Genomic DNA, 24377 nt, shown 5'->3' with positions numbered 1-24377 from the left:
GTCGCACCCCACCCCGACGTCGTGTCGCGCATCGCCCGGCACGCCACACGACCTCGGGCGGAGCTACACGCCGCCGGGCCCCTGCGCCCTGCGGAACTCCGACGGCGAGACGCCGTGGTGAGCGCGGAACGCCTTGGCGAACTGCGCGGGCTGGCGGTACCCCACGCGCCCCGCGACCTCCCGCACGGTGATGCCGTTGCGACGCAGCATCTCGGCGGCGCGCGTCATGCGCACCCGCGTCAGCTGGTCGCGGAAGGTCGTGTGGCCGATCTCGAGGTAGATGCGCTGCAGCTGGCGACGAGATGTCGCGATGCGGCGGGCCACGTCGTTGAGGTTGAGGTCCTTGTCGTAGTCGGCCTCGACGACGCGCGTGGCGTCCTCGAAGAGGGCCGTGCGCTGCTGGATGGTTCCGGGACGGGGATCTGACATCTCCTTCGTTGTAAGCGGCAAAGCGCCTGGAAGTCGGCCTGTCTGGACGAACGTGGCGCGCGGAAGCTCCCAGGTTCCGGTGCGTTCAGACAGCGCGCTGAGCGTTGCCGTTGCCGATCAGGGGCAATGGGATGCCACGTGCGACGTTGTGCGCGACGACGAGGATGAGCAGGCCGTTGACCGGATGCAGGCCGCCGACGAAGGAGACGTCGTCGCCCACGGCCGCGAGCACGCCCTGGATCACGATGAGGACGAGCAGGACGATGCTCGGGACGAGCGCGTCGCGCCGGCCGACGGCGGCGAGGACGACGAGCAGCAGCGCGACGGCCTGCAGCGCGCGGCCGAGGTCGACGTGCGCGCTGAAGCCCTCGCCGAACGCGCCGGTGCCGGCGAGGAAGAACATGATCGTGGCGCCCAGGAGGAAGAGGAACCCGAGCCCTTGGTGGGCCTTCGCGACGGTGCTCATGGCGTCGAACTCTCCCACCCCGGGCGGCCGGACCGCCAGCGTCACGTCGAGCAGGTCAGGTTCTCCAGCCCGACGAGCCCCGCGCGGTCGACGCCGGCGTCGTACGTCTGCTCCCCCTCGACCGGCCATCCCTCGCGGACGTAGTACTCGAAGCCCCCGAGCATCTCCTTGACCTGCCGGCCGTGCGCGGCGAGCTTGCGCCCGCCGTGCTGCGCGCCGTTGCAGCCCGGGCCCCAGCAGTAGACGACGACCAGCCCGTCGGGCAGCGCCGCCGCGGTCTCAGCGGTGATCTCGCCGTGGGGGAGCGAGATCGCCCCCGGCGCGTGCCCGGCGACGTACGCCTCGCGGCTGCGGACGTCGACGAGCACGAAGTCGAGCGGCTCGGGCGCGGCGATCGCGGCGCCGACGTCGGCGGCGTCGGTCTCGTAGGCCAGGCGGGCGGCGAAGTGCGCCTCGGCGGCGGCGGGAGCGGCGGCGAGCGTGGCAGTCACGAAGCTCATGTGCACGATCTTGCGCGCCGTCCGTTGATCGGAACAGTGTCCGAACGGACGATGTCCGCTACGTTCCGGCCACATGTCTGCCCACGCCCCACGCACGCACCGCGTCGCGGTCTACGCGTTCGACCGTCTCCCGGCCTTCGAGCTGGGCGTCGCCGTCGAGGCGTTCGCGCTCGAACGGCCGGAGCTCGACGTCGGCTGGTGGTACGAGCTGGCGGTCTTCGGGGAGCGGCCGGGACGCGTGAGCGCCGTGGGCGGGTTCGGCATCGACGTGCCCCACGGGCTGGAAGCGCTGACCACGGCGGACACGGTCCTCTTCCCCGGCACCCCTGACGTCCACGGCGAGCCGCCCGCGGCGGTGCTGGAGGCGGTCCGCGCGGCGCACGCGCGCGGCGCGCGGCTCGTGTCGATCTGCTCCGGCGCGTTCGTGCTCGCGGCGGCAGGCGTGCTCGACGGGCGGCGCGCGGCGACGCACTGGCGGTACGCGGAGCTGCTGCGTGCGCGGTACCCGCGCATCGAGGTCGACGACCGCGTGCTCTACGTCGACGGCGACGACGTGCTGACCAGCGCGGGGACCGCGGCGGGGATCGACCTCTGCCTGCACCTCATCCGGCGCGACCACGGAGCGGACGTGGCCAACCAGGTCGCGCGGCGGATGGTCGTCTCGCCGCACCGGACGGGCGACCAGGCGCAGTTCGTGGAGGCGCCCGTGCCGCCGCGGCCGCAGGACGATCCGATCGCGCTCGTGATGGAGTGGGCGCTGGAGCGGCTGGACGAGCGCATCGGCGTCCCCGACCTCGCCCGCGCCGCGCACCTCTCGACGCGCACGCTGACGCGCCGCTTCACCGAGGCCGTCGGCGTCCCGCCCGCGCGGTGGCTGCTCGAGCAGCGCATCGCCGCGTCCGCCGCGCTCCTCGAGCGCACGGACACGCCCGTCGAGGACGTCGGCGCGCTCGTCGGCATCCCGTCGCCCGCCGCGTTCCGCCGCCACTTCGCGCGCACCATGGGCGTCCCGCCGTCGACCTACCGGCGCACCTTCGCGGCGCCGGCCGCCGCCTACCGCGTGGCGGCCTCGGGTGCGGGCGCGGCCGTGAGCTGAGCCGGGCGCTCGGCCTTCGCCAGCAGCTCCTCGCCCAGCTCGCGCAGCGCGTCGCGCAGCCCGTCCGGGGAGATCACCTGGAAGTCGAACCCGAGCGAGACGAGGTGCCGTGCCATGTACGCGAGGTCGGTCGCGCCCGCCCGCAGCAGCACGCCGCCGTCGACCTCCTCCAGCTCGCCCCACGTCGGCCCGACCCGCCGCCGCGCCTCCTCGTAGGTCGCGTCGAGCAGCACCTCGCACTCCTGCCGCCACGGCACGCGGGCCAGCGACCGCGACACGTGCTCGACCGCGTCGAAGTCGTCCGGCGGGATCGCGCGCTCGGCCCGCCGCTCGACCGAGCTGACGCGGTCGACGCGGAACGTGCGCACCTCCTCGCGCTTGTGGTCGAACGCCGCGAGGTACCAGCGACCCGCGTGGACGACGAGCCCGTACGGATCCATGTCGCGCTCGGACTCCTCGCCCTTGAACGAGCGGTAGGTCACCCGCACGCGCCGCTTGAGGCGCGCCGCCTCGGCGAGCTTGAGCACCGTGTCGGTCGCCGGCGGCGAGTTGTTGCCGCCCCACCCGCGCCGCGTGAAGCCGGTCATCTCGATCACCGCGCGCGCCCGCTCGCGCAGGGCCAGCGGCAGCACGCGCTCGATCTTCTGCAGCGCCCCGTCGACCGCGGGCTCGGCGGTCACCAGCCCGAACCGCCGCGCCGCCACCAGCCCGAGCACGACCGCGGTCGCCTCGTCGTCGGTGAGCATGAGCGGCGGCATGCGGTAGCCGGGGCGCAGGCGGTAGCCGCCCGCGCGGCCGCGCTCGGCCTCGACCGGGATGCCGAGCTCCTGCAGCTTCGTGGCGTAGCGGCGGACCGTCCGGGTGTCCACCTCCAGCCGATCGGCGAGCTCCCGGCCGCTGATGCCCGGCCGGTCCTGAAGGAGCTCGAGCAACGTGAGGACGCGCGTCGTCGGGCGGGACATGTCGGCGACGCTACAGGACCATGCGGGCGATTTGTGCCCGCATTCACATCTAGTGTCCCGGCCATGTCGACCTTCGTCCTCGTCCCGGGCGCCGGCCCGGTCGCGCAGCTCCTCGAGCGCTCCGGCCACGCCGTCCACACCGCACCGCCGGAGGACGTCGCCGCGGTCCTCGAGCGGCACGACCTCGACGACGTCGTCCTCGTCGGCCACGACGGCGCGGGGAGCGCGATCGCGAGCGTCGCGTCCGCCCGGGTCGCGCAGCACGTCCACTTCGCCGACGCGCCCGACGTCGCGGGCCTCCCGCCCGCGCGCCGCCGCGTCTACGTGCACTGCACGCAGCGGCCTGAGCCGCCGCGGGTTCGCCTCGGCGCGCCCGGGTGGGAGGTCACCGACCTGCCCGCCGGCGATCGCCCGCTCGACGAGCAGCCCGCCCTCGTCGCCGCGCTGCTCGAAGGACTCGCCGCCACGACGTGACGCCCCTCCCCCGCGTGGGGGCGCGGGGCGAAAGCGCGCGAGCGCGGTGCCGTACCGTGCGGCGGCGTGTACGGGATCGTCTTCGCCGCCTCCGGCGCCGTGCTGGTGCTGGAGATCCTGGCCGTGCGGCTGCTGGCGCCGTACGTCGGCTCGACGCTGGAGACGTACACGACGATCATCGGCGTCGTGCTCGCCGGGATCGCCGGCGGCGCGGCGCTCGGCGGCAAGCTCGCCGACCGGCACGAGCCGCGCCGGCTCGTCGCGCTCCTGCTCGCAGGCGGCGGCGTCCTCACGATCGCCGTCGTGCCGCTGGTGCGGATCGTCGGCGAGGCGACCGCGAGCGCCAGCAGCGAGGGCTCCGCGTTCCTCATCGCGCTGATCGCGCTACTGCCCGCCGCCTCCGTCCTCTCGGCGGTCACGCCCGCGGTCGCGAAGCTCCTCCTCACCGGCCTCGCCGACGCCGGTGCGGTCGTCGGCCGCGTGTCGGCGTGGTCGACCGGCGGCGCGCTGGCCGGCACGTTCTCCGCGGGCTTCGTCTTCGTCCCGCTCCTGCCGTCCCGGGCGACGATCTACGCGATCGGCGGCGCGCTCGTCCTCACCGGCCTGCTCCTCGGCGCCCGCCCCCGCGGCGCGGCGCTGGCCGTCGCGCTCCTCGCGGCGCTGCTCGGCACCGCGGTCGGCTCGAAGTGCGACACCGAGTCGGTCTACTTCTGCGCCCGCGTCGAGGCCGACCCGGACAACCCGTCGGGCCGCACGCTCCTGCTCGACGACCTGCAGCACTCGTACGTCGACCTCGACGACCCGACGCACCTGGAGTTCGCGTACGTGCGGTGGATGGGCGACGTGATCGACGCCCGCCGGCCGCGCACCGCGGTCTTCCTCGGCGGCGGCGGGTTCACGCTCCCGCGCTACCTGGCAGCCCGCGTTCCGGACGCGCGCTCGACCGTCCTGGAGGTCGACGAGCAGCTCGTGGAGCTCGACCGGGAGAAGCTCGGCCTGCGCACCTCCGACGCGCTCCGCGTCCGCACCGGCGACGCCCGCGTGACGCTCCGCGACGTCCCCGACGACTCCGCGGACCTGATCGTCGGCGACGCGTTCGGCGGCCTCTCCGTCCCCTGGCACCTGACCACGCGCGAGTTCGTCGACGACCTGCGCCGCGTCCTGCGCCCCGGCGGCGTCTACGCGCTCAACCTCATCGACCGGCCGCCGCTGAACTTCGCCAAGGCGGAGGCGGCCACGCTGCTCGACCGCTTCGCCGACGTGGCGCTCGTCGACGACCGCGCCGACCCCGGCGGCAACCTCGTCTTCCTCGCCTCCGACGCGCCGCTACGGCTCGACGACGTCGCGTTCGGGCAGGACGGCGCGCTCCACGGCCGCGCGTGGGTCGAGGACTTCGCCTCCGGCGCGCCGGTGCTCACCGACGACAAGGCGCCCGCCGACCAGCTCCTCACCCAGCGCCACCGGTAGGGTCCGGCCGCGATGCAGCTCGACGCGTACCCGCACGTCGCCACGATCCCGACGCGGTGGAAGGACAACGACGTGTACGGCCACGTCAACAACGTCGAGTACTACTCGTTCTTCGACACCGTCATCAACGCGTGGCTCATCCGCGAGGGGGAGCTGGACATCCACCGCGGCGCGGTGATCGGGCTCTGCGCCGAGTCGCACTGCGCGTTCAAGGCGGCGGTCGAGTTCCCGCAGGAGATCCAGGCCGGCCTGCGCGTCGGCCACCTCGGGCGGACGAGCGTCAAGTACGAGATCGGCCTCTTCCGCGACGGCGCGCCGGTGGCCGAGGGCTGGTTCGTCCACGTCTTCGTCGACCGCGAGACGCGCCGCCCGGCCGAGATGCCCGCGCCGCTGCGCGCGTCGCTCGAGCGCCTGATCCCGGCGGAGGCCGAAGCGTGAAGCGCGCGATCTTCGTCGCGCCGTTCGACGAGCTGAGCGAGCCGCGGCTCGTCGCCGAGCTCGCCGCGGAGGCCGAGGCCGCCGGGTTCGACGGCTTCTTCGTCTGGGACCACATCCAGTACTCCGCGCCGGTCACGCGCGTGAGCGACCCGTGGGTCGTCATGGCCGCGGTCGCGATGGCCACCGAGCGCGTCGAGATCGGCCCGATGGTCACCCCCGTGTCGCGGCGGCGCATCCACAAGCTCGCGCGCGAGACGGTCACGCTCGACCGGCTCTCCGGCGGCCGGCTGATCTTCGGCGCCGGGCTGGGCAGCGACAACCACGGCGAGTTCACCGACTACGACGAGGTGAGCGAGCCGCGCGAGCGCGCGAAGCTCCTCGACGCCGGCCTCGCGCAGCTGACCGAGTACTGGGGCGGCCGGTTCGAGCCGCGGCCGGTGCGCGAGCCGCGCATCCCCGTCTGGCTCGCCTCCCGCTGGCCGGCCCGCAGGCCGGTGCGCCGCGCGGCGCGCTGGGACGGCCTGTTCCCCATCGAGCTGCCGGGCCCGGACGCGCTCGCCGAGCTGCGCGACGAGATCGCCGCGCAGCGCCGGGATGAGGGCCTGCCGGAGGCGTTCGACCTCGCCGCCGAGGGCCCGGCGGGCGCCGACCCCGAGCCGTGGCGCTCCGCCGGCGCGACGTGGTTCCTCACGAGCTTCGACCGCTCGCCGTCCGAGCGCGAGGTCCGCGAGGCCATCGCCGCCGGGCCCTGACGGTTACCGCCGCCTACCCACCCCGACGTCGCGAAGACCGGGGACACCCCTGATGCGTCGGGGTCTCGCGGTGCGGGAGGCTCGGCCCATGTTCAAGCCGCGCTCCACCCCCACGGCCGGGGACACGCTCTTCGGCCTCCTCGAAGACCTGCAGGTCGCGGCGTGGCTCCTTCCCGCCGGCGACGAGCTGCGCGCGTACCTCGAGCTGCTCACCGGCCTGCCGCTCGACCCCGAGGCCTGGGACGAGGTCGTGCGTTCGTGGCGCGAGGTGATGCTGGAGCTGGTCGACCCCGAGACCGCCGACGCGACCCGCCTGACCGCCGCGGGCGCCGTGGCCTGCGCCACCGCCCGGGCCGCCCGTGAGCTGCCGGACTCGCTCGAGCACCTCTCGGTCGCGTTCCGCGCCGTCGCCCGCGCTTCCTCCGCCCGCACGCGCCGCGCCGTGAACTGACCACTCCACAGGGTCGTTACATCATGGCCCTATGGTGTCCTCCGCCCCTGCCTCCACCGCCGCGCTCGAGCAGAGCGTGTCGCGGCTCGCGCACGTGCTGCTGCGCGAGTCCTCCCCGGGGCTGAGCCGGTCCGCGGCCTCCGTGCTGGCGCGCCTGCGCGCCGCCGGACCCCAGCGCGTGACCGACCTCGCCGCCTGGGAGTCCGTCAGCCAGCCGTCGATGACGACGCTCGTCAACCGCCTCGCCGAGCAGGGCCTCGCCGAGCGCGCCGAGGACGTCACCGACCGCCGCGCCGTACTCGTCGCGATCACCGCCGACGGGCTGGAGCGCCTCGCCGCCCGCCAGCGCGCCCGCGCCGAGGCGCTCGAGCTCCGCATGACGATCCTCGACGCCGAGGAGCGCGCGCTGCTCAGCCGCGCCGCGCCGCTGCTGGAGCGGCTTGCCAACGCGGAGGTCGAGAGCCGGTGAGCAGGCGCAGCGGGCTCACGCCAGTCGCCGGCTGAACGCCTCGACGAGGCGGCCGCCGTCGTCGGGCTCGCTGCGCTCCAGCAGCAGCGACGCGTGGCGGCCGTGGAGCGTCAGCGTCCCCACCTGGTTGTCGAACACGGGCCCCTCGCACACGCGCCAGCGCAGGTCCGGGTCGCGCACGCCCGCGGTCCGGGCCAGCGCGCGGCCCACCACGTGCGCGAAGCGGGAGCCGCCGAGCCGGATCATCCGCCGCTCCCGTGCGTCGAGCGGATTGCGGACCGGCGAGCAGACCGCCTGCCACACCGCGCTCTGCGCCCCCGCGTCGCGGCGGAACGCGACCTCGGCCAGGTACGCGTGGTGGACGTCGCCGGACAGCACGACGATCGACGCGGGCGGGGGCCCGTGCTCGCCCGCCGCGACCTCGCGGATGCGGTCGGTGAGCAGCCGGAACGACGCGCCGAACGCGGCCCAGTGCTCGAGGTCGATCCCCCGCCGCAGCCGCTCCGACAGGCGCGCCGCGGTCGCGCCCCACGCGCCGGCGCAGACCGCCTCGTTCCACGCCTCCAGGAAGTGCATCCCGTGCCCGAGCAGGAGCGGGAGCGACGTCGCGATGACGAGGTGGTCGTGCCCGCCGACCAGGTGGGAGCAGATCCACTCCCACTCCTCGTCGTCGACCATCCGCCGCCGGCCGTCGCGGAAGTCGCGGCCCGCGCGGGAGTCGATCGCCATGACGCGCACGCCGCCGTAGTCGCGGCAGTACGACCAGCGCGAGCCCTTCTGCTCACGGTCGGCGCGCCGCGCGAAGTCGCGCAGCAGCGGCCCGCAGTCCGCGTCGCCCGCCTCCTGCACCTGCTGCCACACCGCGTCGTCGGCCAGCGCGGCGGGCGCGAGGTTGCCGATGTGCTGGTAGATCCAGTACGACACGAACGCGCCGACGATGCGCTCCTCCCACCACGGCTCGCGGCGGATGTCCTCGATCCACGCGCCGGAGATGTTCCAGTCGTCGTGGACGTCGTGGTCGTCGAAGATCATCGCCGTCGCGACGGTCGACAGCAGCCAGCGCATCACCGGCTCGCTCCACGACTCGCGGTAGAGCTGGACGTACTCGGAGAGGTCGGCGATCTGCTCGCCCGGCGGCACGTCGGTGGAGCGGCGCGCGGCGATGTGCTCGCGGGTGCGCGGCGAGACCTCGTCCGCGTAGACCTGGTCGCCGAGCAGGAGGAGCCGCGTCGGCCACTCCTCCGGCGGCGTGCGCGTCATCCGCAGCGCGAGCGCGTGGAGCGCGTCGACCTCGCGCCCGCGTGGATCCTGGTCCTTGCGCAGCGTGTACGGCGGCTCGTGCGGGACCGACACGCGGCAGGAGCCGAACGCCAGCCGTGCGGGCTCGTCGTCCGCGGGGGTCCGGATCGCCGGCGGCGGGAACGGCGAGCCCTCCTGCGGCCACCGGCGGGCGCCGTCGAGGCGCACCTCGTACGGGTGGACGCTGCCCGGCTCCAGCCCGTCGACGACGACGAGCGCGTAGTGGCAGCCCTCGACCGCGAACGTCCGGGCACGCCGGCCGAGCACGTCCACCTCGCACGGCGCGTCGGTCTCGACCCACACCGTGGCGCTGGTCGGATCGACGTAGCGGAGCAGGGGCCCGAGGAGCAGCTCAGCCATCGCGGCAGCCTACCCCGGGCGACCCTGACCCGCCGGTCGCCACGCCGTCGGGGTCGGGGCACTAGGAGCGCCCCCGATGTCTCGCCTCCGGCGCGGCCGTAGCGTCGCCGCCATGCTCCTCAACCGCTCCCGCGCCGCCCGTGCCGCGGCCCTCGCGACGGTCGCCCTGGCCGCCGCACCGGCCGCCGCCGGCGCCGACTCGATCGTCTTCCTCAAGGACGCCAACGTCTTCCTCGCCAAGGGCGACGGGACGGGCCTCCACCAGGTCACCACCGACGGGACGGCGGGGGCGCCGTACCGCTCGCCGTCGCAGGCCGACAGCGGCCTGATCGCGGCGAGCAAGGGCGAGCAGATCGTGCTCCTGCAGCAGAACGGCGAGGTCGTCCGCCGGATCGACCCGCCGGCGCTCGTGAACTCCACGAGCCACGCGGTGGACGGCATCCCGCTCGACGTCGCGATCTCGCCGGACGGCGCGCGGATCGCCTACTCGTTCGTCGACGTCTCGTGCCCGCCCGGCGCGGACTGCAACGTCGCGCGGCAGACGACGGGGTACGTGAGCGCGGACGGCGCCAAGCTCCCCGGCAACCTCTACAACCGCGGCAACACGTCGTGGGTGACGAGCACGCGGTCGCTGGTGAGCGGCGGCTTCGGCGGCCACGTGAACCTCCACGACGCGGGCGCCGACGCCGAGGTCCACTGGTTCGACGACAGCGACTACGCGGACATGTCGGTCGCGACGGACTTCGGGGACGCGGAGGTGTCGCGCGACGCCAAGTGGCTCGCGGGCGTCCGCGGCTACGGCGACAGCACGCACATCATGTGGTTCTCGGTGAACGGCGACCCGCGCACGGGCGCGCCGCCCGCGACCCCGACGCCGGAGTGCGCGACCGACAAGACGGCGGGCTACGCGTCACCGACGATCGCGCCGGACGGCAGCGCGCTGGCGTACGTCAGCCAGGGCTCGATCATGATCAAGCGGGACCTCGCCAACTGCGGCGCCCCGCAGCCGGTGAAGGCGATCCCGGGCGGCACCGAGCCGCACTGGGGCCCGGCGAACGTCGCGCCGCAGCCGCGCCCGGTGCCGCAGCAGCCGGCCCCGCCGACCCCGCCGCCGGCGCCGAAGCCCACGACCCCGGTCAAGCCCGGCAGCGGCTCCGGCGGCTCCGGCGGCGGCACGAGCGCCACGGGCGTCACCGTCGCCTCCGCGCGCCTCTCGGCCCTCACCGGCCGCGGGCTGCAGGTGAGCGTCCCCTGCGCCGGCGCGTGCAAGGTCACCGTCGAGCTCGTCGCGGACGCCAAGACCGCCAAGGCGCTCCGCCTGAAGCAGGGCCGCCGCGCGGGCCGCGCCTCCACGACCCTCCGCCGCGCCGGCACCGCCAAGCTCGGCGTCAAGGTCGCGAGCAAGCACCGCGCCCGCCTCCGCAAGCTCCGCACGGCGACCTTCACCGCCGTCGTCACCGTCGACACCGCCGGCGACAAGACCACCACCCGCAAGCCGGTCACCCTCCGCAAGTAGGCCCCACCGCACCACGGCCGAGGGTGCACCGTGGCTTCCTCGGTCAACGCCCGGCGGGCCCCGCCGGACGTTGGTTGAGGACCGGGGCGCCGCCTGGGTCGTGTGAGGCGGCGCCCCGGCCGTGGCCGAGGGGTGGGTAAGGTCCTCGGCCGGTCTGCCGGCCTACGAGCGCTGCGGGGTCATCGCAGCTCGGCCGACGTCTTGCCCAGCAGCTGCCGCGCGATGATGAGCAGCTGGATCTGCTGGGTGCCTTCGAAGATGTCGAGGATCTTGGCGTCCCTCGCCCACTTCTCCAGCAGGAGCTCTTCGCTGTAGCCCAGGCCGCCTGCGAGCCGCACGCAGCGCATCGCCACGTCCACGCAGGTGCGGCCGGCCTTCGCCTTGGCCATCGAGGCCTGCAGCGAGTTGGGCTTGCCGTTGTCCGCCATCCACGCCGCTTCGAGCGTGAGCAGCCGGGCAGCCTCGTAGTCCGCCTCCATCGCCAGCAGCTCGGCGGCCGCGGCGGGCTGGGACTGCGCGGGGCGGTCCCAGTCGACGACGATGCCCGCGTCGTTGACGAGCTTCGTCGTCTCCTCGAGGCACGCGCGCGTCAGCCCGACCGCCATCGCCGCCACGAGCGGCCGCGTGTTGTCGAACGTCTGCATCACGCCCGCGAAGGACTTCTTGGCGTCGAGGATCTCCGGCGAGCCGAGGAGGTTCTCCTTCGGCACGCGGCAGTTCTCGAGCCGGAACGCGGCGGTGTCGTTCGCGCGGATGCCGAGCTTCTCCTCGAGCCGCTCGAGGATCATGCCCGGGTTGGAGCGCTCCACCACGAACGACTTGATCGCGGCGCGGCCCTTCGACTTGTCGAGGGTCGCCCACACGACGACGAGGTCCGCGCGCTCGCCGGCGGTGACGTAGATCTTCTCGCCGTTGAGGACGTAGTGGTCGCCGTCGAGCGTCGCCGTGGTGCGGATGGCCGCCGAGTCGCTGCCGGCCTCCGGCTCGGTGATCGCCATGGCCGCCCACTTGCCCTCGAAGCGCTTGAGCTGCTCGTCGTCGGCGACCGACGCGATCGCCGCGTTGCCGAGGCCCTGACGCGGCATCGACAGGAGCAGGCCGACGTCGCCCCAGCACAGCTCCATCACCGACAGCGCGGTGGACATGTTGGAGCCGTTGCGGTTGCCCGTCTCGCTGCCGTTCGTGCGCCGGACGCCGGACGCGCCCGCGCCGCCGAGGTCCGAGCCGTCGTTCATGCCGTCGACCAGCGCGGCGAGCATGTCCAGCTCCTTGGGCCGGGCATGCTCCTCGCGGTCATAGCGGCGGGAGATCGGGCGGAAGACCTCGGTCGCGACCTGGTGGGCCTGGCCGACGAGCGGCTGGAACTTCTTGGGGAGCTCGAGGTTGATCATCAGACGAGCAGCGCCCCTTCCATCACGCCGGTGCCGCGCAGGTCGCGGTACCACCGCTCCACCGGATGCTCCTTGATGTACCCGGCCCCGCCGAGGAGCTGGACGCCGTCGGAGCCGATCCTCGCCCCGTGCTCGGAGCACAGGTGGCGCGCGGCCGCGACCTCGCGGCCGAACTCGTCGCCGGCATCGGCCTTGGCCGCCGCACGGAGGGTCGCCAGCCGCATGCCCTCGACCTCGATCGCGATGTCGGAGACCGTGAACGCAACCGCCTGGCGGTGGCTGATCGGCTCCCCGAACGCGGTGCGCTCGTTGACGTAGGGGATCACGTGGTCGAGCACGGCCTTCGCGGTGCCGGTGGTGACCGCGCACCAGGCGAGCCGGGCGCGGCGGACGCCCTCGGCGTACACCTGCGGGTCGCCGTCACCCAGCAGCGCGTTGGCCGGAACGCGCACCTTCTCGAGCTGGAGGTCGGCGGTCGCCGCCGCGCGCAGGCCCATCGCGGGAGCCGGGCGGGCCGCGACGCCCGCGGTGGCCGCGGGCTCCACGAGGAAGAACGCGGGGCCGTGGCCCTCCAGGCGCGCCGCGACGATCAGCAGCTCGGCGTCGGCGCCGCGCGGGACGAGCGTCTTGACCCCGTCGAGCTCGTAGCCGCCGTCCGGCGTCTTGCGGGCCGTCGTGCGGAGCGCGAACGGGTCGAACAGCGCGCGCGGCTCGAGGATCGCGAGCGCCGCGGCGGGCGCGGTGTCCTCGACGAACGGCGGGAGGTAGGTGGCCTGCTGGTCGGCGTCGCCCCACAGCGTGAGCGCCGTGGCGACGCCGGTCGGCGCGAGCGCCGCGACCGCGAGCGACATGTCCCCGTGCGCGAGCGCCTCGGCGGCGAGGACGGCGGTGACGGAGGAGCGCTCCTCGACCGCGCCGCCCAGCTCCTCGGGGACGCCGAGCATCGTCAGCCCCAGCTCCTCGGCCTGCGCGAGCAGCTCCGCGGGCGGCGCGCTCGCCTTGTCGGCCTCCAGCGCCGCCGGCCGCAGCTTCTTGCGCGCGAACTCCCCGAACGCCTCGACCAGCATCTCCTGCTCGTCGGTCGGCGTCAGGTCGAACAGGCCGGAGCGCGTGGTGCGGAGCCGGGCCGGACGACCGGCGCGCTTGGCGGCCGTGAACGTCCGGCCCGCCGTGCCGATCGCGCGGAAGCCGTCGCGGGTCGTCCGGTACAGGACACGCTCGGCGCCGTCGCGGACGCCCAGGCGGTCCAGCACGTCGGACGCCGCGAGGGTCCGCACCGCTCGCAACGCGAGCCCGATGGGTGCCGAGGTTGGTGAGGCCATTCCTCCACGATATACGAAAACGTTCCTGTACAGCTACGTTTTTCGACAGTTCCCCGGACGTTGCGTACATCATCAACCGCTGCTGCTCGGTTCCAGCACTTGACCAGTGTGAGGAACGCTGCGAGGATGGCCGCCGCGCCAGCGGTCATCCAGGGTCGAGATGAAGGCGAGAACGCACCACAAGCGGGGTGCTCGGAGGGGCGAGCACCACCCCCGCAACGACAACTTCACGGCGTTCTACCGGGCGCACGTCCGCTCGGTGGAGGCCTTCGTCGGCCCGCGCGCGGGCTCGTGCGAGGCCGCCAAGGACCTCGTCGCCGAGACGTTCGCGACCGCGCTCGTCCACCGCGAGCAGTTCCGCGGCTCGAGCCTCGGGCAGGAGCGCGCGTGGCTGCTGGCGATCGCGCGCAGCCAGGTCGCGCACCACTGGCGGCGGGCGTCGATCGAGCGTCGCGTCGTCGCGTCGTTCGAGGTCTCCGGCGCATACGAGGAGGAGCCGACGGTGCGGATCGTGCACCGTTGCGACGTCCAGCGCGCACGCCCCGACCTCCTCGCGGCCCTGAGCGCCCTCCCCGCCGAGCAGCAGCGCACGGTCGCCCTGCGGGTCGTGCACGACCTCGAGTACGAGGCAATCGCGGCGGAGACCGGCGTCTCCGAGGACGTCGCCCGCGCGCGCGTGTCGCGCGGCCTCCGCACGCTCGCGCGCAGGATGCAGCACGGCCGGCTCCTGGCTCCAGCTGCGTGATCACCGCGACCTGAGCGAGGCGTTCCGGATGCCTGGCGCGGCCGGACATCACCGGTCAGGCGGCCAGGCGTCGTCCTGTCGTGTCAGGCGCCGGACGGGCCGCTCAGGCGGGGGAACCCGCCGGGATGGGTGCGGGCCGGACCAGTGCTTCGAGCAGCGACCACGCCGCGCGGTCGACGTCGTTGCGCAGCGCGGCGGCCGCGTCGGGGTCGTCGGCGCACAGCAGGCGCTCGCCCATCCACGACGCGGTCCACGCATGTCGTACCGCCTCGAACCACAGCGGACCAGGACGGCCGGCGTAGCGGTCGGCGACGCCGGCCCACAGCGCGGCGGGCGCGCCCACGGCGAGGCTGCCGACGCCCGGCGCGGCCGCACGGACCCGCGCGCGCAGCTCCGCGCGCACGGACGCCGCGGCACGCCCGGCCTCGGCCAGCTCCAGCCCGCCGACGCCGCCGAGGTCGTCCGCCGTGGCGGCGAGCCGGTCGGCGGCCTCGTCGCGCCCGGTCGCGCGCAGCCACGCGGGCGCGCACGCGCCAAGGATCCAGCTGCCGGCCAGGTTGGCGCGTGCAGCGTCACGGCCGTCGCCGTCGGTGCCCGACGCGCGCAGCAGGAAGCGCGGCACGCCGGGACGGCCAAGGTCGAAGTCGAACGCGACCGCGGCGACCGACACGAGGAACGGGCTCAGGCCGTACGCGGGCAGGACACCCATGGCGTCCGCGTCGTGCGCGTCCTCCGTGCTCGCTCCAACCCTCAGCCGAATGATCTTCCCCATGCGTCCCTGCCTTGTCGCCAGTCAGGTCCTGTGCCCTAGAGAGCCACGAGCGCGCGACCTTGTGACAACGGATTCGCAACCCGGCAACACTCCATATCCACGTTCGTTTTCGGACCAGGTACGATCCCCCGGTGTCTCCAGCCGACACCGAGCTCCGCGAGCACCACGATCGCGCCGTCCACGCGATGGCCCACGCGGTCGCCGACCTGGGCTACGCGCACACGACCGTGGAGGACGTCCTGCGGCGCGCGGGGATGTCGCGACGCACCTTCTACCGCCTGTTCGACAACCGCGAGGAGTGCTTCCTCGCGACGTACGACGCGCTCCAGGAGGAGCTCTTCGCCCTCCTCGCCGAGGCGTCCGCGAACGGCGGCCCGCACCTGGAGGGCGCACTCGGGGCGCTGCTCGACCACATGGCGGAGCGGCCGGAAGTCGCGCACGTGCTGCTCACCGAGCCCGCGGCGACCGGCGCCAGCGGGCTGGAGCGGCACGTCCGGGCGATGAGCCTCCTGCAGACGCGGCTCGCCGCCGCGCTCGCGCTCGACGCCGAGGACGCGCCGGTCACGAGCGCCGCCGCGATCGGTGCGATCTCGCACGTGATCCAGTCGTACGTGTGGCGCGGAGACGCCGAGCGACTGCGCGGCCTCGCGCCAGATCTCGCACGATTGCTCCACCGTCTTGCGGATTGAGCGGAGAACCGCGCGATTCCGTCCGCGAAACGTGTATGTTTCCACCTATGCCGCAGGAGGCCACGTCACGGAAGCGCGGACCGCACCAGCTCCCTGCGGGGCGCCACGGCCTGTCGCGCGACTTCGTCGTACAGAACCAGCACGACCGGCTGCTCAGCGCGGTCGGCGAGGTGGCGGGCGTCAGCACGTACGCGACGCTCACCGTCGAGGACATCATCGCCGCGGCCGGCGTCTCGCGCCGGACGTTCTACGACCACTTCCGGAGCAAGGACGACGCGTTCCTCGCGTCGTACGACCGGTACGAGGACCGGCTCCGCACCCGGGTCGACGAGGCGATCGCCGGCGTCGAAGATCTCGCCGCGCGCGTCAGCACGACGCTCGAGACGGTGCTCGACTACTTCGCCAGCGAGCCGGGCGCCGCGCACGTCTGCGTCGTCGAGGTGCTCGCGGCCGGCCCGGCCGCCGTCGAGCGCCGCGGCAAGACGGTGTCCTGGTTCACCGGCCTCATCGAGGAGGCCGCCGAGGCGCTGCCCAAGCGCGGCCGCCCCGGTCCGCTCATCGCGGAGGCCGTCGTCGGCGCCGTGTACGAGGTCATCTACGCGCGTGCGGCGGCCGACCGGCTCGCCGAGCTGCCCGACCTCGGACCGGACCTCGTCGGGGCGCTCCTGCTCCCGTACGTGGGTGCTGACAAGGCAGCAGCCGCGAAGCGGTCTGCGAAGGCCCGCCGGCGGCGCAAGGCCGCCTAGCAGAAGCCCGTGTCCCTCGCGCGCGGGATCCTTCCCGCGCGTGAACCGGTCGGCAGCTCTCACGCGTTGCCGACGGGCCTGGACACGAGTATGTTCCCCCCATGGCTGCCGCACCGCACGGGCGCCGCGTTCGCGGCGACCATCAGCTCCCCGCCGGGCGTCACGGGCTCTCCGCGACCTTCGTCGCGCAGAACCAGCGCCAGCGCATCATGGCGGCCCTCGCGGCCGTCACGGCGGAGCACGGCTACGCAGCTCTGACCGTCGAGGACGTCGTCGCGCGCGCGGGCGTGTCGCGGCGGACGTTCTACGACCAGTTCTCGAACAAGCACGAGGCCTTCCTCGCCGCGTACGACGAGGTCTCGGCGGGCCTCCTCGCCGGCGTCCGGCGCGCGTTCGAGGACGCGCCGACGTTCGCGCTCAAGGTCGAGAACGGCCTCTCCTCGTTCATGCAGTTCATGGTGCACGAGCCGGGCTTCTCGCACATGTGCATCGTCGACGTCCTCGGCGCGGGCCCCAACGCGATCGACCGCCGCAACGCGGTCATCCGCGCGTTCGCGCAGGAGTTCGAGGCGGCGGCGGAGGCAACCGGCAACTCGCCGCGCCCGCTCGTCAGCGAGGCGGTCGTCGGCGCCATCCACGAGATCGTCTACACGCGCCTGCGCGCCGACCAGGTCGACGAGCTGCCCGGCCTGCTGCCGGACCTGCTGTACGCCGCGCTCGTCCCGTTCGTCGGCGAGCACGAGGCGGATCTGGCGTACCGCGGAGCCAAGGCGCGGGCCGACGGCGCCGCGACCGCGGAGCACCCCGCGACGTAGGGGTGCTCCGGGCGGCGACACCACCGTCGCCGCCCGGAGCCTCCACCCCGACGCTGTCCCACGGGGGTGGAGAGACGTGGCGCGAAGCCCACCCCGGCTACGCGCTCCGAGCACAGTACACGAGCGCGTTTCTCTTTCCAAGTCCAATTTTGCACGAACGCGGTGTACGATCCGCGCACCCGTGACCCCACCTCGGCAGTCCACTCCCGCCACCGAGGAGCCCACGCTGGTCGACGACCAGCTGGTCAAGGCCCTCGCACATCCGCTGCGCCAGCGGATCCTCGCCATCCTGAACCGCAAGATCACGAGCCCACGTGAGGTCGCCGAGGAGCTCGGCGAGAAGCTGGGCGACGTGGGCTACCACTTCCGGATGCTGCGGGACTACGGCGCGATCGAGCTGGTCCGCACGGAGCAGCGTCGCGGCGCGATCAAGCACTACTACCGGGCGACGACCCGCGCGATGCTCGACCAGGAGCAGCGCGAGCGCCTCCCCGCGTCCGCCCGCCGGCGCATCCTCGGGCAGACGCTCGAGCAGGGCTGGGAGGGCGTGCGGTCCGCCGCCGAGAACGGCGGCCTGGAGGCCGACGGCGCCCGCGTCGCGATCGAGCGGCTCGAGCTCGACGCGCGCGGCTACAAGGCGATGACGAAGCTGCTGGACCAGGCGCTCGCCAAGGCCGGCGAGATCCAGGACGGCGTGATCGCGCGCCGCGGCGAGGGGGAGCCCGCACCGGACGAGGCCCGGACGGGCCTCATGGTGCTGCACTACCTGCCCGAGGGCGAGCCGAAGGCGTAGCCGCGGCCGGCGCCGGCCCGCCGACCACGCGGTCGCGGCCGGCGTGCTTGGCCTCGTAGAGCGCCGTGTCGGCGGCGACGAAGAGCGCCTCGTAGTCGAAGCGCTCGCCCGCGCTCGACGCCGCCACGCCGAAGCTGACCGTCACGTCCCGCTCCTCGATCGGCGTCTCGCGGACCGCCGCGCGGAGCAGCTCCGCCACCCCGGTCGCGCGCAGGAGGTCGGCGCCCGGAAGCAGGATCAGGAACTCCTCGCCGCTGAGGCGGTAGACGAGCCCACCGCGCCCCAGCGTCCGGCGCAGCCGCTGCGCCACGCCGTGCAGCACGCGGTCCCCCGCCGCGTGCCCGGCGGTGTCGTTGATCGCCTTGAACCGGTCGACGTCGGCGAGCACGAGCCCGACGGGCTGCGGGCTCACCCGCGACTGCTCGGCCAGCTCGCGCGCGCGTGAGACGGCGGCGCGGCGGTTGGGAAGACCGGTGAGGCCGTCGACCGACGCCTCGGAGCGGTGCTCGAGGTCCGACCGCATCAGCGCCGTCGACAGCAGCGCCGTGGACGCGATCGCGATCGCGGGGATGATCAGCAGCGGGGGCTCGGCGATCGCCGCCGCGGGGTCGACCCCGAGCGCGATCCCGCCGAGCAGTCCGAGCGTGAACAGCACCCCGGCGGTGAGCCCGACGACGGAGAAGCGCGCGCTGAGCGTGACGATCGGCAGCGCGAGCCACGCGAGCATCGGCGAGCCGAGCCCACCACTCAGCACCGCGGCGGCCGCCAGCAGCACCTGGGCGAGCGCCCACGCTCCCACGATCGTCGGCCCCGGCCGTGCGCCGCGCGCGAGCCGCCGGTCCGCGAGCGCGTAGACCGCAGCCGCGAGCGCCAGCGGCAGCAGCGGCCAGGGACCGACCCACGGCACCGCGACGACCGCGCACAGCCCGAGCACGCCGAACGACGCGCGGCGCAGCGGCCTGAGCCGGCGGTCCATGTCGAGCAGCCGGTCACGTCCGGCACGCCCACCGATGAGCCAGGACTCCAGTCCCATGGTCGCCCCCATCGGCGCATCGCCCGTGTGTCTGAAGCGCTGCAAGATCCGTTAGACATCGGAAGATCCTGAGCGGTAGGCGTCGACCTTCATGTGCGCGTTGCCGCGTGTTACCGTGAGAGTTCCTGTCCCGCGACGCCGAGTCCGCCCACCCGTCCGAGCACGCTCCCGCCGAGGAGACGCGCCGAGCCCTGCTCAGCGTCCCGGCGAACCAGCCGTGCGTGGAGCTCAGCCCGGCCAGCGCCCGCTACCTCGTGACGCTGTTCGCGCTGGAGCGCAGCGGCACGACGCCGCGCCAGTCGGAGATCGCGCGCCGCGTCGGCGTCTCCGCCCCCACCGCCCACGAGATGATCGCGCGCCTGCGCGAGCTCGGGCTGGTCGAGAAGGGCGAGTACAGGCTGACGCCCGCCGGCACGAGCGCGGCGCTCGTCGTCAACTCGCGCCTGAAGGCCGCGCTGCGGCTGGCCCAGGACGTGCTCGCGCTCGACGGCGACGAGGCCCGCGAGGCGGCCGAGCACCTCGCGGTCAACGCGCCCAAGACGCTCGGGCGCGGGCTCGTGAACTGGAACGCGCACGCGGGGGCCGACCGCCGCGCCGCGGCCGCCGACCCCGCCGCCGAGTAGGGTCCTACGCGACCGCGGCGGCGCCCGCGCCGGCGCCGAGCGCGTGCTCCTGCAGCCGGGCGAGCAGCCCGCGCACCTCGTCGGCCGCCTCGATCGGGCCCATGTGGCCGGTGTCGGGCACGACGCGGTGCTCGACGACCTGCGGGAGCGCCGCGACCATCCGCTCGGCGTGCTTGGGCGGCGTCAGCCGGTCGCGCTCGCCCGCCAGCACCGCGGTCGGGACGTCGAGGTGCTGCAGCGACTCGAGCAGGTCGAGCTCGGACAGCATCCGTCCGCAGCCGCCGCGCACCTCGCGCCGGCACTCGAGCACGAGCTCCTGGCAGAACGCGACCTGCGCCGGGGAGGCCGCGCCGCACAGCACCGCGTAGCGCAGCGCGCGGGCGCTGATCGGCGACGCGGGAGGCAGCGGCGCCTGCGCGCCGAGCACGTGGCGGCCGACGTGCCCCTTCACCTTCCCGAGCCGATCGGGCATGCGGACGACGAGCGAGTCCGTCACCAGATCTCCCATCCCGGTGTTCAGGAGCGCCGCGCCGGCGGCTCGCCTGCGGACCTCCTCGGGGCGCGCGCCTGCCCAAGCGACGATCGTCATGGCGCCGAGCGAGTGCCCCACGAGGAGGGCGCGCCGGTCGTCGCCGACGGTCGCCTCCAGCACCGCCTGGAGATCCTCGCCGAGCTTGTCCGTGGAGAAGTCCCCGCCGTCCGGGCGCGCGCTCCTGCCGTGCCCGCGCAGGTCGTACGCGATCACCCGGTTCGTGCGCGCGAGATCCTCGATCTGCCCCACCCAGAACCGGATCGCGCACGTCCAGCCGTGGATCAGCACGACCGGCGGCGCGTCCTCGGGGCCGTGCAGCTCGACGTGCAGCGCGGTGCCGTCGGGCGCGATGACGGTGCGCTGCTCGCCCTCGATCACACGGCTCAGTCGGGCGTGTTCGGGGTCGGCGTGGACGCGCGCCAGGTCGCGTCGGCGGGCGGCCTCCCAGGCGGCTGCGACGGCCGTGGCGGCGAGCGCCCCCGTCGCGGCTTTCGACCTCTTCTGCATGCTCAGTGTCCTGATCGGTGGAGAACGTCGGTGGCGGAGACGCCGTTCGAGACACTACGCTATGCCTCGTGTCAGCGAGGAAGTCCGGCTCGGCGCCGCCCGAGATCGACGACCGGCAAGTCAAAGCGCTCGCCCATCCGCTGCGGCAGCGGATCCTCGAGATCCTCGGCCGTCGCGTGGCGAGCCCGCGCGAGATCGCCGAGGAGCTCGGCGCGAAGCTGGGAGACGTGGGCTACCACGTCCGCATGCTCCGCGACTACGGGACGATCGAGCTCGTCCGCACGGAGCAGCGACGCGGGGCGATCAAGCACTACTACCGCGCGACCACGCGCGCGATGCTCTCCGACGAGCAGTGGGCCCAGCTGCCCGACTCGGCGCGCCAGGCCCTCCTGGGGCAGGCGCTCGAGATGGTGTGGCAGCACGCCCGCAAGGCGGTGAGCAACGGCGGGTTCGAAGCCGACGGCGCCCGCTACCGGCTCGAACGGCTCGAGCTCGACAAGCGCGGCTACGCCCAGGTGACCAGCCTGCTCGGCGACACCGTCGAGAAGGCGCTGGAGATCCAGGCCCGCGTCGCGGCGCGCCGCTCGGTCGAGAGCCCGGCGACGGAGCGCACGACGGAGCTGGCGCTGATCCACTACCTGCCCGAGGGCGAGCGGGCGCGCTGAGGCGCGCGCCCGCGGCTACCGCGGGATCAGCTCGCGCGTCGTCTCGTCGAAGCGCTGCGTGCGCAGCGTCTCGACGACGGCGGGCACCGCGGCATGCAGCTCCTGCTCGAGCTGGCGCGCGATGTCGGCGCGCTGCTCGGGCGACAGCTCGGCGGTCACCAGCGCGCGGAACGCGGCGTTGAGGACGCACTCCTGGACCGGCCGGTGGCGCATCGCCGCGTCGAAGCGCCGCCGCTGCCAGCCGCCCTCCAGACGCCCGACCAGCGAGACCACCCGGCCGGCGAACCCGGCCTCCAGCCGGCCGACGACCTCGCGGCACGTCGCGGGGTCGACGTCGACGCCGGCGGCTTCCGCGCAGGCCTCCACGAGCTCGGCGACGACCGAGCACTTGTCCTCGTCGCGCTCCAGCGAGCGCCGGCGAACGATCTCCATCGTCCGTCAAGAGCCGCAACGGACGATTTCGTGACGCGACCGTCAGGCCCGCGACAGGTTGTCCGGCTAGACGCCGCTCCAGCTGCTGTGCAGCGGGCGCCCCTCGGCGTACCCGGCCGCGCTCTGCACGCCCACGATCGCCAGCTCGTGCAGCTCGTCGAGCGTGCGCGCGCCACTGTACGTGCAGGCGCTCCGCAGGCCCGCGGTGATCTGGTCGAGCAGGTCCTCGACGCCCGGCCGCGCCGGGTCGAGGTACATCCGCGACGTCGAGATGCCCTCCTCGAACACGGCCTTGCGCGCCTGCTCGAACGGCGTCTCGTCGGCCGTCCGCCAGCGCACCGCGCGCGCCGACGCCATGCCGAAGCTCTCCTTGAACAGGCGCCCGTCGGGGTCGCGGTGCGCGTCGCCCGGGGACTCGTGCGTGCCCGCGAACCAGGAGCCGATCATCACGCTCGACGCGCCGGCGGCCAGCGCGAGCGCGAGGTCGCGCGGGTGGCGCACGCCGCCGTCGGCCCACACGTGGCGGCCGAGCGCCCGCGCCTCGGCGGCGCAGTCGAGCACGGCCGAGAACTGCGGCCGCCCGACGCCGGTCATCATCCGCGTCGTGCACATCGCGCCCGGGCCGACGCCGACCTTGACGATGTCGGCGCCCGCCTCGATCAGGTCGCGCGTGCCCTCGCGGGTGACGACGTTGCCGGCGACGACCGGCACGCCCGGGTCGAGCGCGCGGACGGCGCGCAGCGTCTCGAGCATCTTCTCCTGGTGCCCGTGCGCGGTGTCGACGACGAGCACGTCGGCGCCCGCGTCGAGGAGGGCCCGGGCGCGCTGCGCCGCGTCGCGCCCGACGCCGAGCGCGGTCGCGATGCGCAGCCGGCCGTTCGCGTCGACCGCCGGGCGGTAGAGCGTCGCCCGCAGCGCCGCCTGGCGCGTGAGGACGCCGGCCAGCCGGCCGTCGGCGCCCACGACGGGCGCGAGCCGGTGGCGGCGGTCGTGGAGCAGGTCGAACGCACGCGCGGGCTCGACGTCGTCCGGCAGCGTCGTCAGCTCCGTGGACATGATCCCGCCGAGCTGGGTGAAGCGGTCGACGCCCATGAGGTCCACGTCGGTGACGATGCCGACCGGCCGCTCGCCGTCGACGACCACGACCGCGCCGTGCGCGCGCTTGGGGAGCAGGTTGAGCGCCTCGCCGACCGTGTCGTGGCGACGCAGGACGATCGGCGTGTCGTAGACGAGATGGCGCCGCTTGACCCACGCGATGACGTCGGCGACGACGTCGACCGGGATGTCCTGCGGGATCACGGCGAGCCCGCCGCGGCGGGCGATCGTCTCGGCCATCCGGCGGCCCGAGACGGCGGTCATGTTGGCGGCGACGACGGGGATCGTCGTGCCGGCGCCGTCGGACGTCGCCAGGTCGACGTCGAGCCGCGAACCGACCGTCGAGCGGCTCGGGACGAGGAAGACGTCGTCGTAGGTGGCGTCGTACGCCGGGGCCGTGCCACTGAGGAAGCGCACGGTGAAGAGAGTCTAGGACGCGCTTCTGTGAAGAACTTGGACATACGTCCGTCACAGATCTACACGCTCGTGGCTCTCTAGAGCATCAGGTCACATGGCCCCGGTCCCACGGGCCCGTCAAGGAGGACGGATTGTCCATCTACTCGCTCGGCGCGCGCAGCGCCGTGCTCGCCCTCATGCTCGCGCTAGCCCTCTCAACGAACGCCTCCGCCGGCAACTGGGCCTCCGGCTGCGTGCTCGATCACAACGAGTACTGCTTCACGAGCTCGGATCACACCTACGACGACCACAAGGCGTACGCGCCGAGCGACCTCTACTACATCGCCTCGTGGCTCATGTACCCCACCACGGGGGCGCATTACCACATCTCGTACGGCTACGGCTCGGCCGTCTACGAGATGACGCCGAACACGACCACGGTGCTCCGCGGCGGGTGGGGCAACTACTCCGGCTACAACGACGTGCTCGTCACGTCGAGCTTCGACTACTAGGAGGCGACGCTCATGATCAAGCTCCCGTCGCGGCGCATCCTCCTGCCGCTCACCCTCGCCGTCGTCCTCACGCCGATCGGGACGAACCTCGCCACCGGCGACTCGCAGCCGGTCGCGACGAAGTGGTCGCCCCCGCCGGAGCACAAGACGTACAACGACGTCCTCGACCGCTTCGGCATCGACCCGGCCAAGCAGCAGAAGGGCGCGGTCTCCCCGTCCGGCAAGGCGGTCTACCGCTCGACCAACGGCGAGAAGCTCTGCATCCTCGACGACCACGCGAGCGGCCACTGCTCCGGCGTCGACCAGGTCGAGCACGGTCGCGTGTTCGGCGGCGAGCTGTGCGCCGACGACCTGCCCGAGCACCTGACCCGCGTCAGCGGTGCCGTCCCGGCGGCGGCCACGGAGGTCGTCCTCCGGACGGGCGCGGGCACGACGTACCGGGCCAAGCCGGTCATCGGGACGGTCGTGTTCGAGGTCCCGCGCGACGAGGCGGGCGCCGACGACCACGTCGACATCACGTGGACGCTCGACGGCGGCGGCTCGAAGACGATCGAGCTGCCGATGCCCCCGTTCATCAAGGGCGCGGACTGCGCATGAGCGCGGGCGGGACTGCGGCCGTCCGGGGTACCG

General features: G+C 74.0%; 29 protein-coding genes. 17 read left to right on the top strand and 12 right to left on the bottom strand.

The window, feature by feature from the left end:
* Window positions 1-63: 63 nt before the first annotated feature.
* From AC1UE5_RS22415 to AC1UE5_RS22405, 3 genes are all read right to left on the bottom strand, one after another.
* Window positions 64-429 (bottom strand): helix-turn-helix transcriptional regulator, encoded by a 366-nt coding sequence (locus tag AC1UE5_RS22415; RefSeq protein ID WP_482927772.1) that lies wholly within the window; start codon window positions 427-429, stop codon window positions 64-66.
* Between the two features lie 85 nt (window positions 430-514).
* Complete coding sequence (locus tag AC1UE5_RS22410) at window positions 515-895, bottom strand: DUF6220 domain-containing protein (RefSeq protein WP_482927770.1); 381 nt, start codon at window positions 893-895, stop codon at window positions 515-517.
* 41 nt (window positions 896-936) lie between these two features.
* Window positions 937-1395: a rhodanese-like domain-containing protein gene (locus AC1UE5_RS22405; protein ID WP_482927767.1), complete on the bottom strand. Its 459-nt coding sequence runs from the start codon at window positions 1393-1395 to the stop codon at window positions 937-939.
* Window positions 1396-1468: 73 nt separating this feature from the next.
* Between AC1UE5_RS22405 and AC1UE5_RS22400 the strand changes: the two genes are divergently transcribed.
* Window positions 1469-2491 (top strand): helix-turn-helix domain-containing protein, encoded by a 1023-nt coding sequence (locus AC1UE5_RS22400; RefSeq protein WP_482927765.1) that lies wholly within the window; start codon window positions 1469-1471, stop codon window positions 2489-2491.
* Here AC1UE5_RS22400 and AC1UE5_RS22395 read toward each other — a convergent pair.
* The gene (locus AC1UE5_RS22395) at window positions 2449-3453 is read right to left on the bottom strand and encodes a helix-turn-helix transcriptional regulator (RefSeq protein WP_482927762.1); all 1005 of its coding nucleotides are present in this window, start codon (window positions 3451-3453) and stop codon (window positions 2449-2451) included. The two genes, AC1UE5_RS22400 and AC1UE5_RS22395, sit on opposite strands and share 43 nt — an antisense overlap.
* Window positions 3454-3516: 63 nt before the next feature.
* On the opposite strand from AC1UE5_RS22395, the gene AC1UE5_RS22390 reads away from it, so the two are divergent.
* The 6 genes from AC1UE5_RS22390 (at window position 3517) to AC1UE5_RS22365 (ending at window position 7504) form a co-directional block, all read left to right on the top strand.
* Entirely contained in the window at window positions 3517-3927 is a 411-nt protein-coding gene (locus tag AC1UE5_RS22390; RefSeq protein ID WP_482927760.1) for a hypothetical protein, read from the top strand.
* Window positions 3928-3993: 66 nt separating this feature from the next.
* Window positions 3994-5394 (top strand): fused MFS/spermidine synthase, encoded by a 1401-nt coding sequence (locus AC1UE5_RS22385; RefSeq protein ID WP_482927758.1) that lies wholly within the window; start codon window positions 3994-3996, stop codon window positions 5392-5394.
* Window positions 5395-5406: 12 nt separating this feature from the next.
* Window positions 5407-5832 carry an acyl-CoA thioesterase gene (locus AC1UE5_RS22380; RefSeq protein WP_482927756.1) on the top strand — a complete coding sequence of 142 codons (426 nt, stop codon included), beginning with the start codon at window positions 5407-5409 and terminating at the stop codon, window positions 5830-5832.
* Complete coding sequence (locus AC1UE5_RS22375) at window positions 5829-6584, top strand: LLM class flavin-dependent oxidoreductase (protein ID WP_482927754.1); 756 nt, start codon at window positions 5829-5831, stop codon at window positions 6582-6584. The genes AC1UE5_RS22380 and AC1UE5_RS22375 overlap by 4 nt, the downstream gene beginning before the upstream one ends.
* Window positions 6585-6672: 88 nt before the next feature.
* The gene (locus AC1UE5_RS22370; RefSeq protein WP_482927751.1) at window positions 6673-7035 is read left to right on the top strand and encodes a hypothetical protein; all 363 of its coding nucleotides are present in this window, start codon (window positions 6673-6675) and stop codon (window positions 7033-7035) included.
* 31 nt (window positions 7036-7066) lie between these two features.
* Complete coding sequence (locus AC1UE5_RS22365; RefSeq protein WP_482927749.1) at window positions 7067-7504, top strand: MarR family winged helix-turn-helix transcriptional regulator; 438 nt, start codon at window positions 7067-7069, stop codon at window positions 7502-7504.
* Window positions 7505-7519: 15 nt separating this feature from the next.
* On the opposite strand, the gene AC1UE5_RS22360 is transcribed toward AC1UE5_RS22365, so the two are convergent.
* A complete protein-coding gene (locus AC1UE5_RS22360) occupies window positions 7520-9163 on the bottom strand; it encodes a DUF7800 domain-containing protein (RefSeq protein WP_482927747.1) in 1644 nt (547 codons plus the stop codon).
* A gap of 112 nt (window positions 9164-9275) precedes the next feature.
* On the opposite strand from AC1UE5_RS22360, the gene AC1UE5_RS22355 reads away from it, so the two are divergent.
* Window positions 9276-10679 (top strand): hypothetical protein, encoded by a 1404-nt coding sequence (locus AC1UE5_RS22355; RefSeq protein WP_482927745.1) that lies wholly within the window; start codon window positions 9276-9278, stop codon window positions 10677-10679.
* Between the two features lie 179 nt (window positions 10680-10858).
* Here AC1UE5_RS22355 and AC1UE5_RS22350 read toward each other — a convergent pair whose 3' ends face one another.
* Complete coding sequence (locus tag AC1UE5_RS22350; protein WP_482927743.1) at window positions 10859-12070, bottom strand: acyl-CoA dehydrogenase family protein; 1212 nt, start codon at window positions 12068-12070, stop codon at window positions 10859-10861.
* Window positions 12070-13368 carry an acyl-CoA dehydrogenase family protein gene (locus AC1UE5_RS22345; protein WP_482928245.1) on the bottom strand — a complete coding sequence of 433 codons (1299 nt, stop codon included), beginning with the start codon at window positions 13366-13368 and terminating at the stop codon, window positions 12070-12072. Before AC1UE5_RS22345 ends, AC1UE5_RS22350 begins: the two co-directional genes overlap by 1 nt.
* Before the next feature lie 184 nt (window positions 13369-13552).
* On the opposite strand from AC1UE5_RS22345, the gene AC1UE5_RS22340 reads away from it, so the two are divergent.
* Complete coding sequence (locus AC1UE5_RS22340) at window positions 13553-14137, top strand: RNA polymerase sigma factor (protein ID WP_482927741.1); 585 nt, start codon at window positions 13553-13555, stop codon at window positions 14135-14137.
* Window positions 14138-14240: 103 nt separating this feature from the next.
* Here the strand turns inward: AC1UE5_RS22340 and AC1UE5_RS22335 are convergent, their stop codons facing one another.
* Window positions 14241-14846 (bottom strand): hypothetical protein, encoded by a 606-nt coding sequence (locus AC1UE5_RS22335; RefSeq protein WP_482927739.1) that lies wholly within the window; start codon window positions 14844-14846, stop codon window positions 14241-14243.
* Window positions 14847-15040: 194 nt separating this feature from the next.
* Between AC1UE5_RS22335 and AC1UE5_RS22330 the strand changes: the two genes are divergently transcribed.
* From AC1UE5_RS22330 to AC1UE5_RS22315, 4 genes are all read left to right on the top strand, one after another.
* On the top strand, window positions 15041-15598 hold the full coding sequence (locus AC1UE5_RS22330; RefSeq protein WP_482927737.1) for a TetR/AcrR family transcriptional regulator: 558 nt from the start codon (window positions 15041-15043) through the stop codon (window positions 15596-15598).
* 47 nt (window positions 15599-15645) lie between these two features.
* On the top strand, window positions 15646-16344 hold the full coding sequence (locus AC1UE5_RS22325; protein ID WP_482927735.1) for a TetR/AcrR family transcriptional regulator: 699 nt from the start codon (window positions 15646-15648) through the stop codon (window positions 16342-16344).
* A 101-nt stretch (window positions 16345-16445) separates the two neighbouring features.
* Window positions 16446-17159 carry a TetR/AcrR family transcriptional regulator gene (locus tag AC1UE5_RS22320; protein ID WP_482927733.1) on the top strand — a complete coding sequence of 238 codons (714 nt, stop codon included), beginning with the start codon at window positions 16446-16448 and terminating at the stop codon, window positions 17157-17159.
* Window positions 17160-17340: 181 nt separating this feature from the next.
* Complete coding sequence (locus AC1UE5_RS22315; protein ID WP_482927731.1) at window positions 17341-17952, top strand: helix-turn-helix domain-containing protein; 612 nt, start codon at window positions 17341-17343, stop codon at window positions 17950-17952.
* On the opposite strand, the gene AC1UE5_RS22310 is transcribed toward AC1UE5_RS22315, so the two are convergent.
* Window positions 17909-18985, bottom strand: a complete 1077-nt coding sequence (locus tag AC1UE5_RS22310; protein ID WP_482927729.1) for a GGDEF domain-containing protein — start codon at window positions 18983-18985, stop codon at window positions 17909-17911. The genes AC1UE5_RS22315 and AC1UE5_RS22310 overlap by 44 nt on opposite strands.
* Window positions 18986-19206: 221 nt before the next feature.
* On the opposite strand from AC1UE5_RS22310, the gene AC1UE5_RS22305 reads away from it, so the two are divergent.
* Window positions 19207-19608 carry a metal-dependent transcriptional regulator gene (locus AC1UE5_RS22305; protein WP_482927727.1) on the top strand — a complete coding sequence of 134 codons (402 nt, stop codon included), beginning with the start codon at window positions 19207-19209 and terminating at the stop codon, window positions 19606-19608.
* Between the two features lie 4 nt (window positions 19609-19612).
* Here AC1UE5_RS22305 and AC1UE5_RS22300 read toward each other — a convergent pair whose 3' ends face one another.
* On the bottom strand, window positions 19613-20647 hold the full coding sequence (locus AC1UE5_RS22300; RefSeq protein WP_482927725.1) for an alpha/beta fold hydrolase: 1035 nt from the start codon (window positions 20645-20647) through the stop codon (window positions 19613-19615).
* Window positions 20648-20715: 68 nt separating this feature from the next.
* Here AC1UE5_RS22300 and AC1UE5_RS22295 point away from each other — a divergent pair, with 68 nt between their 5' ends.
* Window positions 20716-21312, top strand: a complete 597-nt coding sequence (locus AC1UE5_RS22295) for a helix-turn-helix domain-containing protein (protein WP_482927723.1) — start codon at window positions 20716-20718, stop codon at window positions 21310-21312.
* A 15-nt stretch (window positions 21313-21327) separates the two neighbouring features.
* On the opposite strand, the gene AC1UE5_RS22290 is transcribed toward AC1UE5_RS22295, so the two are convergent.
* Window positions 21328-21744: a hypothetical protein gene (locus AC1UE5_RS22290; RefSeq protein WP_482927721.1), complete on the bottom strand. Its 417-nt coding sequence runs from the start codon at window positions 21742-21744 to the stop codon at window positions 21328-21330.
* Window positions 21745-21810: 66 nt separating this feature from the next.
* Complete coding sequence (locus tag AC1UE5_RS22285; protein ID WP_482927719.1) at window positions 21811-23256, bottom strand: GuaB1 family IMP dehydrogenase-related protein; 1446 nt, start codon at window positions 23254-23256, stop codon at window positions 21811-21813.
* 131 nt (window positions 23257-23387) lie between these two features.
* On the opposite strand from AC1UE5_RS22285, the gene AC1UE5_RS22280 reads away from it, so the two are divergent.
* Window positions 23388-23747 carry a hypothetical protein gene (locus tag AC1UE5_RS22280; protein ID WP_482927717.1) on the top strand — a complete coding sequence of 120 codons (360 nt, stop codon included), beginning with the start codon at window positions 23388-23390 and terminating at the stop codon, window positions 23745-23747.
* Window positions 23748-23759: 12 nt separating this feature from the next.
* Window positions 23760-24344 carry a hypothetical protein gene (locus AC1UE5_RS22275; protein ID WP_482927715.1) on the top strand — a complete coding sequence of 195 codons (585 nt, stop codon included), beginning with the start codon at window positions 23760-23762 and terminating at the stop codon, window positions 24342-24344.
* Window positions 24345-24377: the final 33 nt, after the last annotated feature.

Source organism: Parviterribacter multiflagellatus (genome assembly GCF_056863265.1).
The sequence above is the reverse complement of the archived record's forward strand: the minus strand, read 5'-3'. Positions and strand labels throughout refer to the sequence as shown.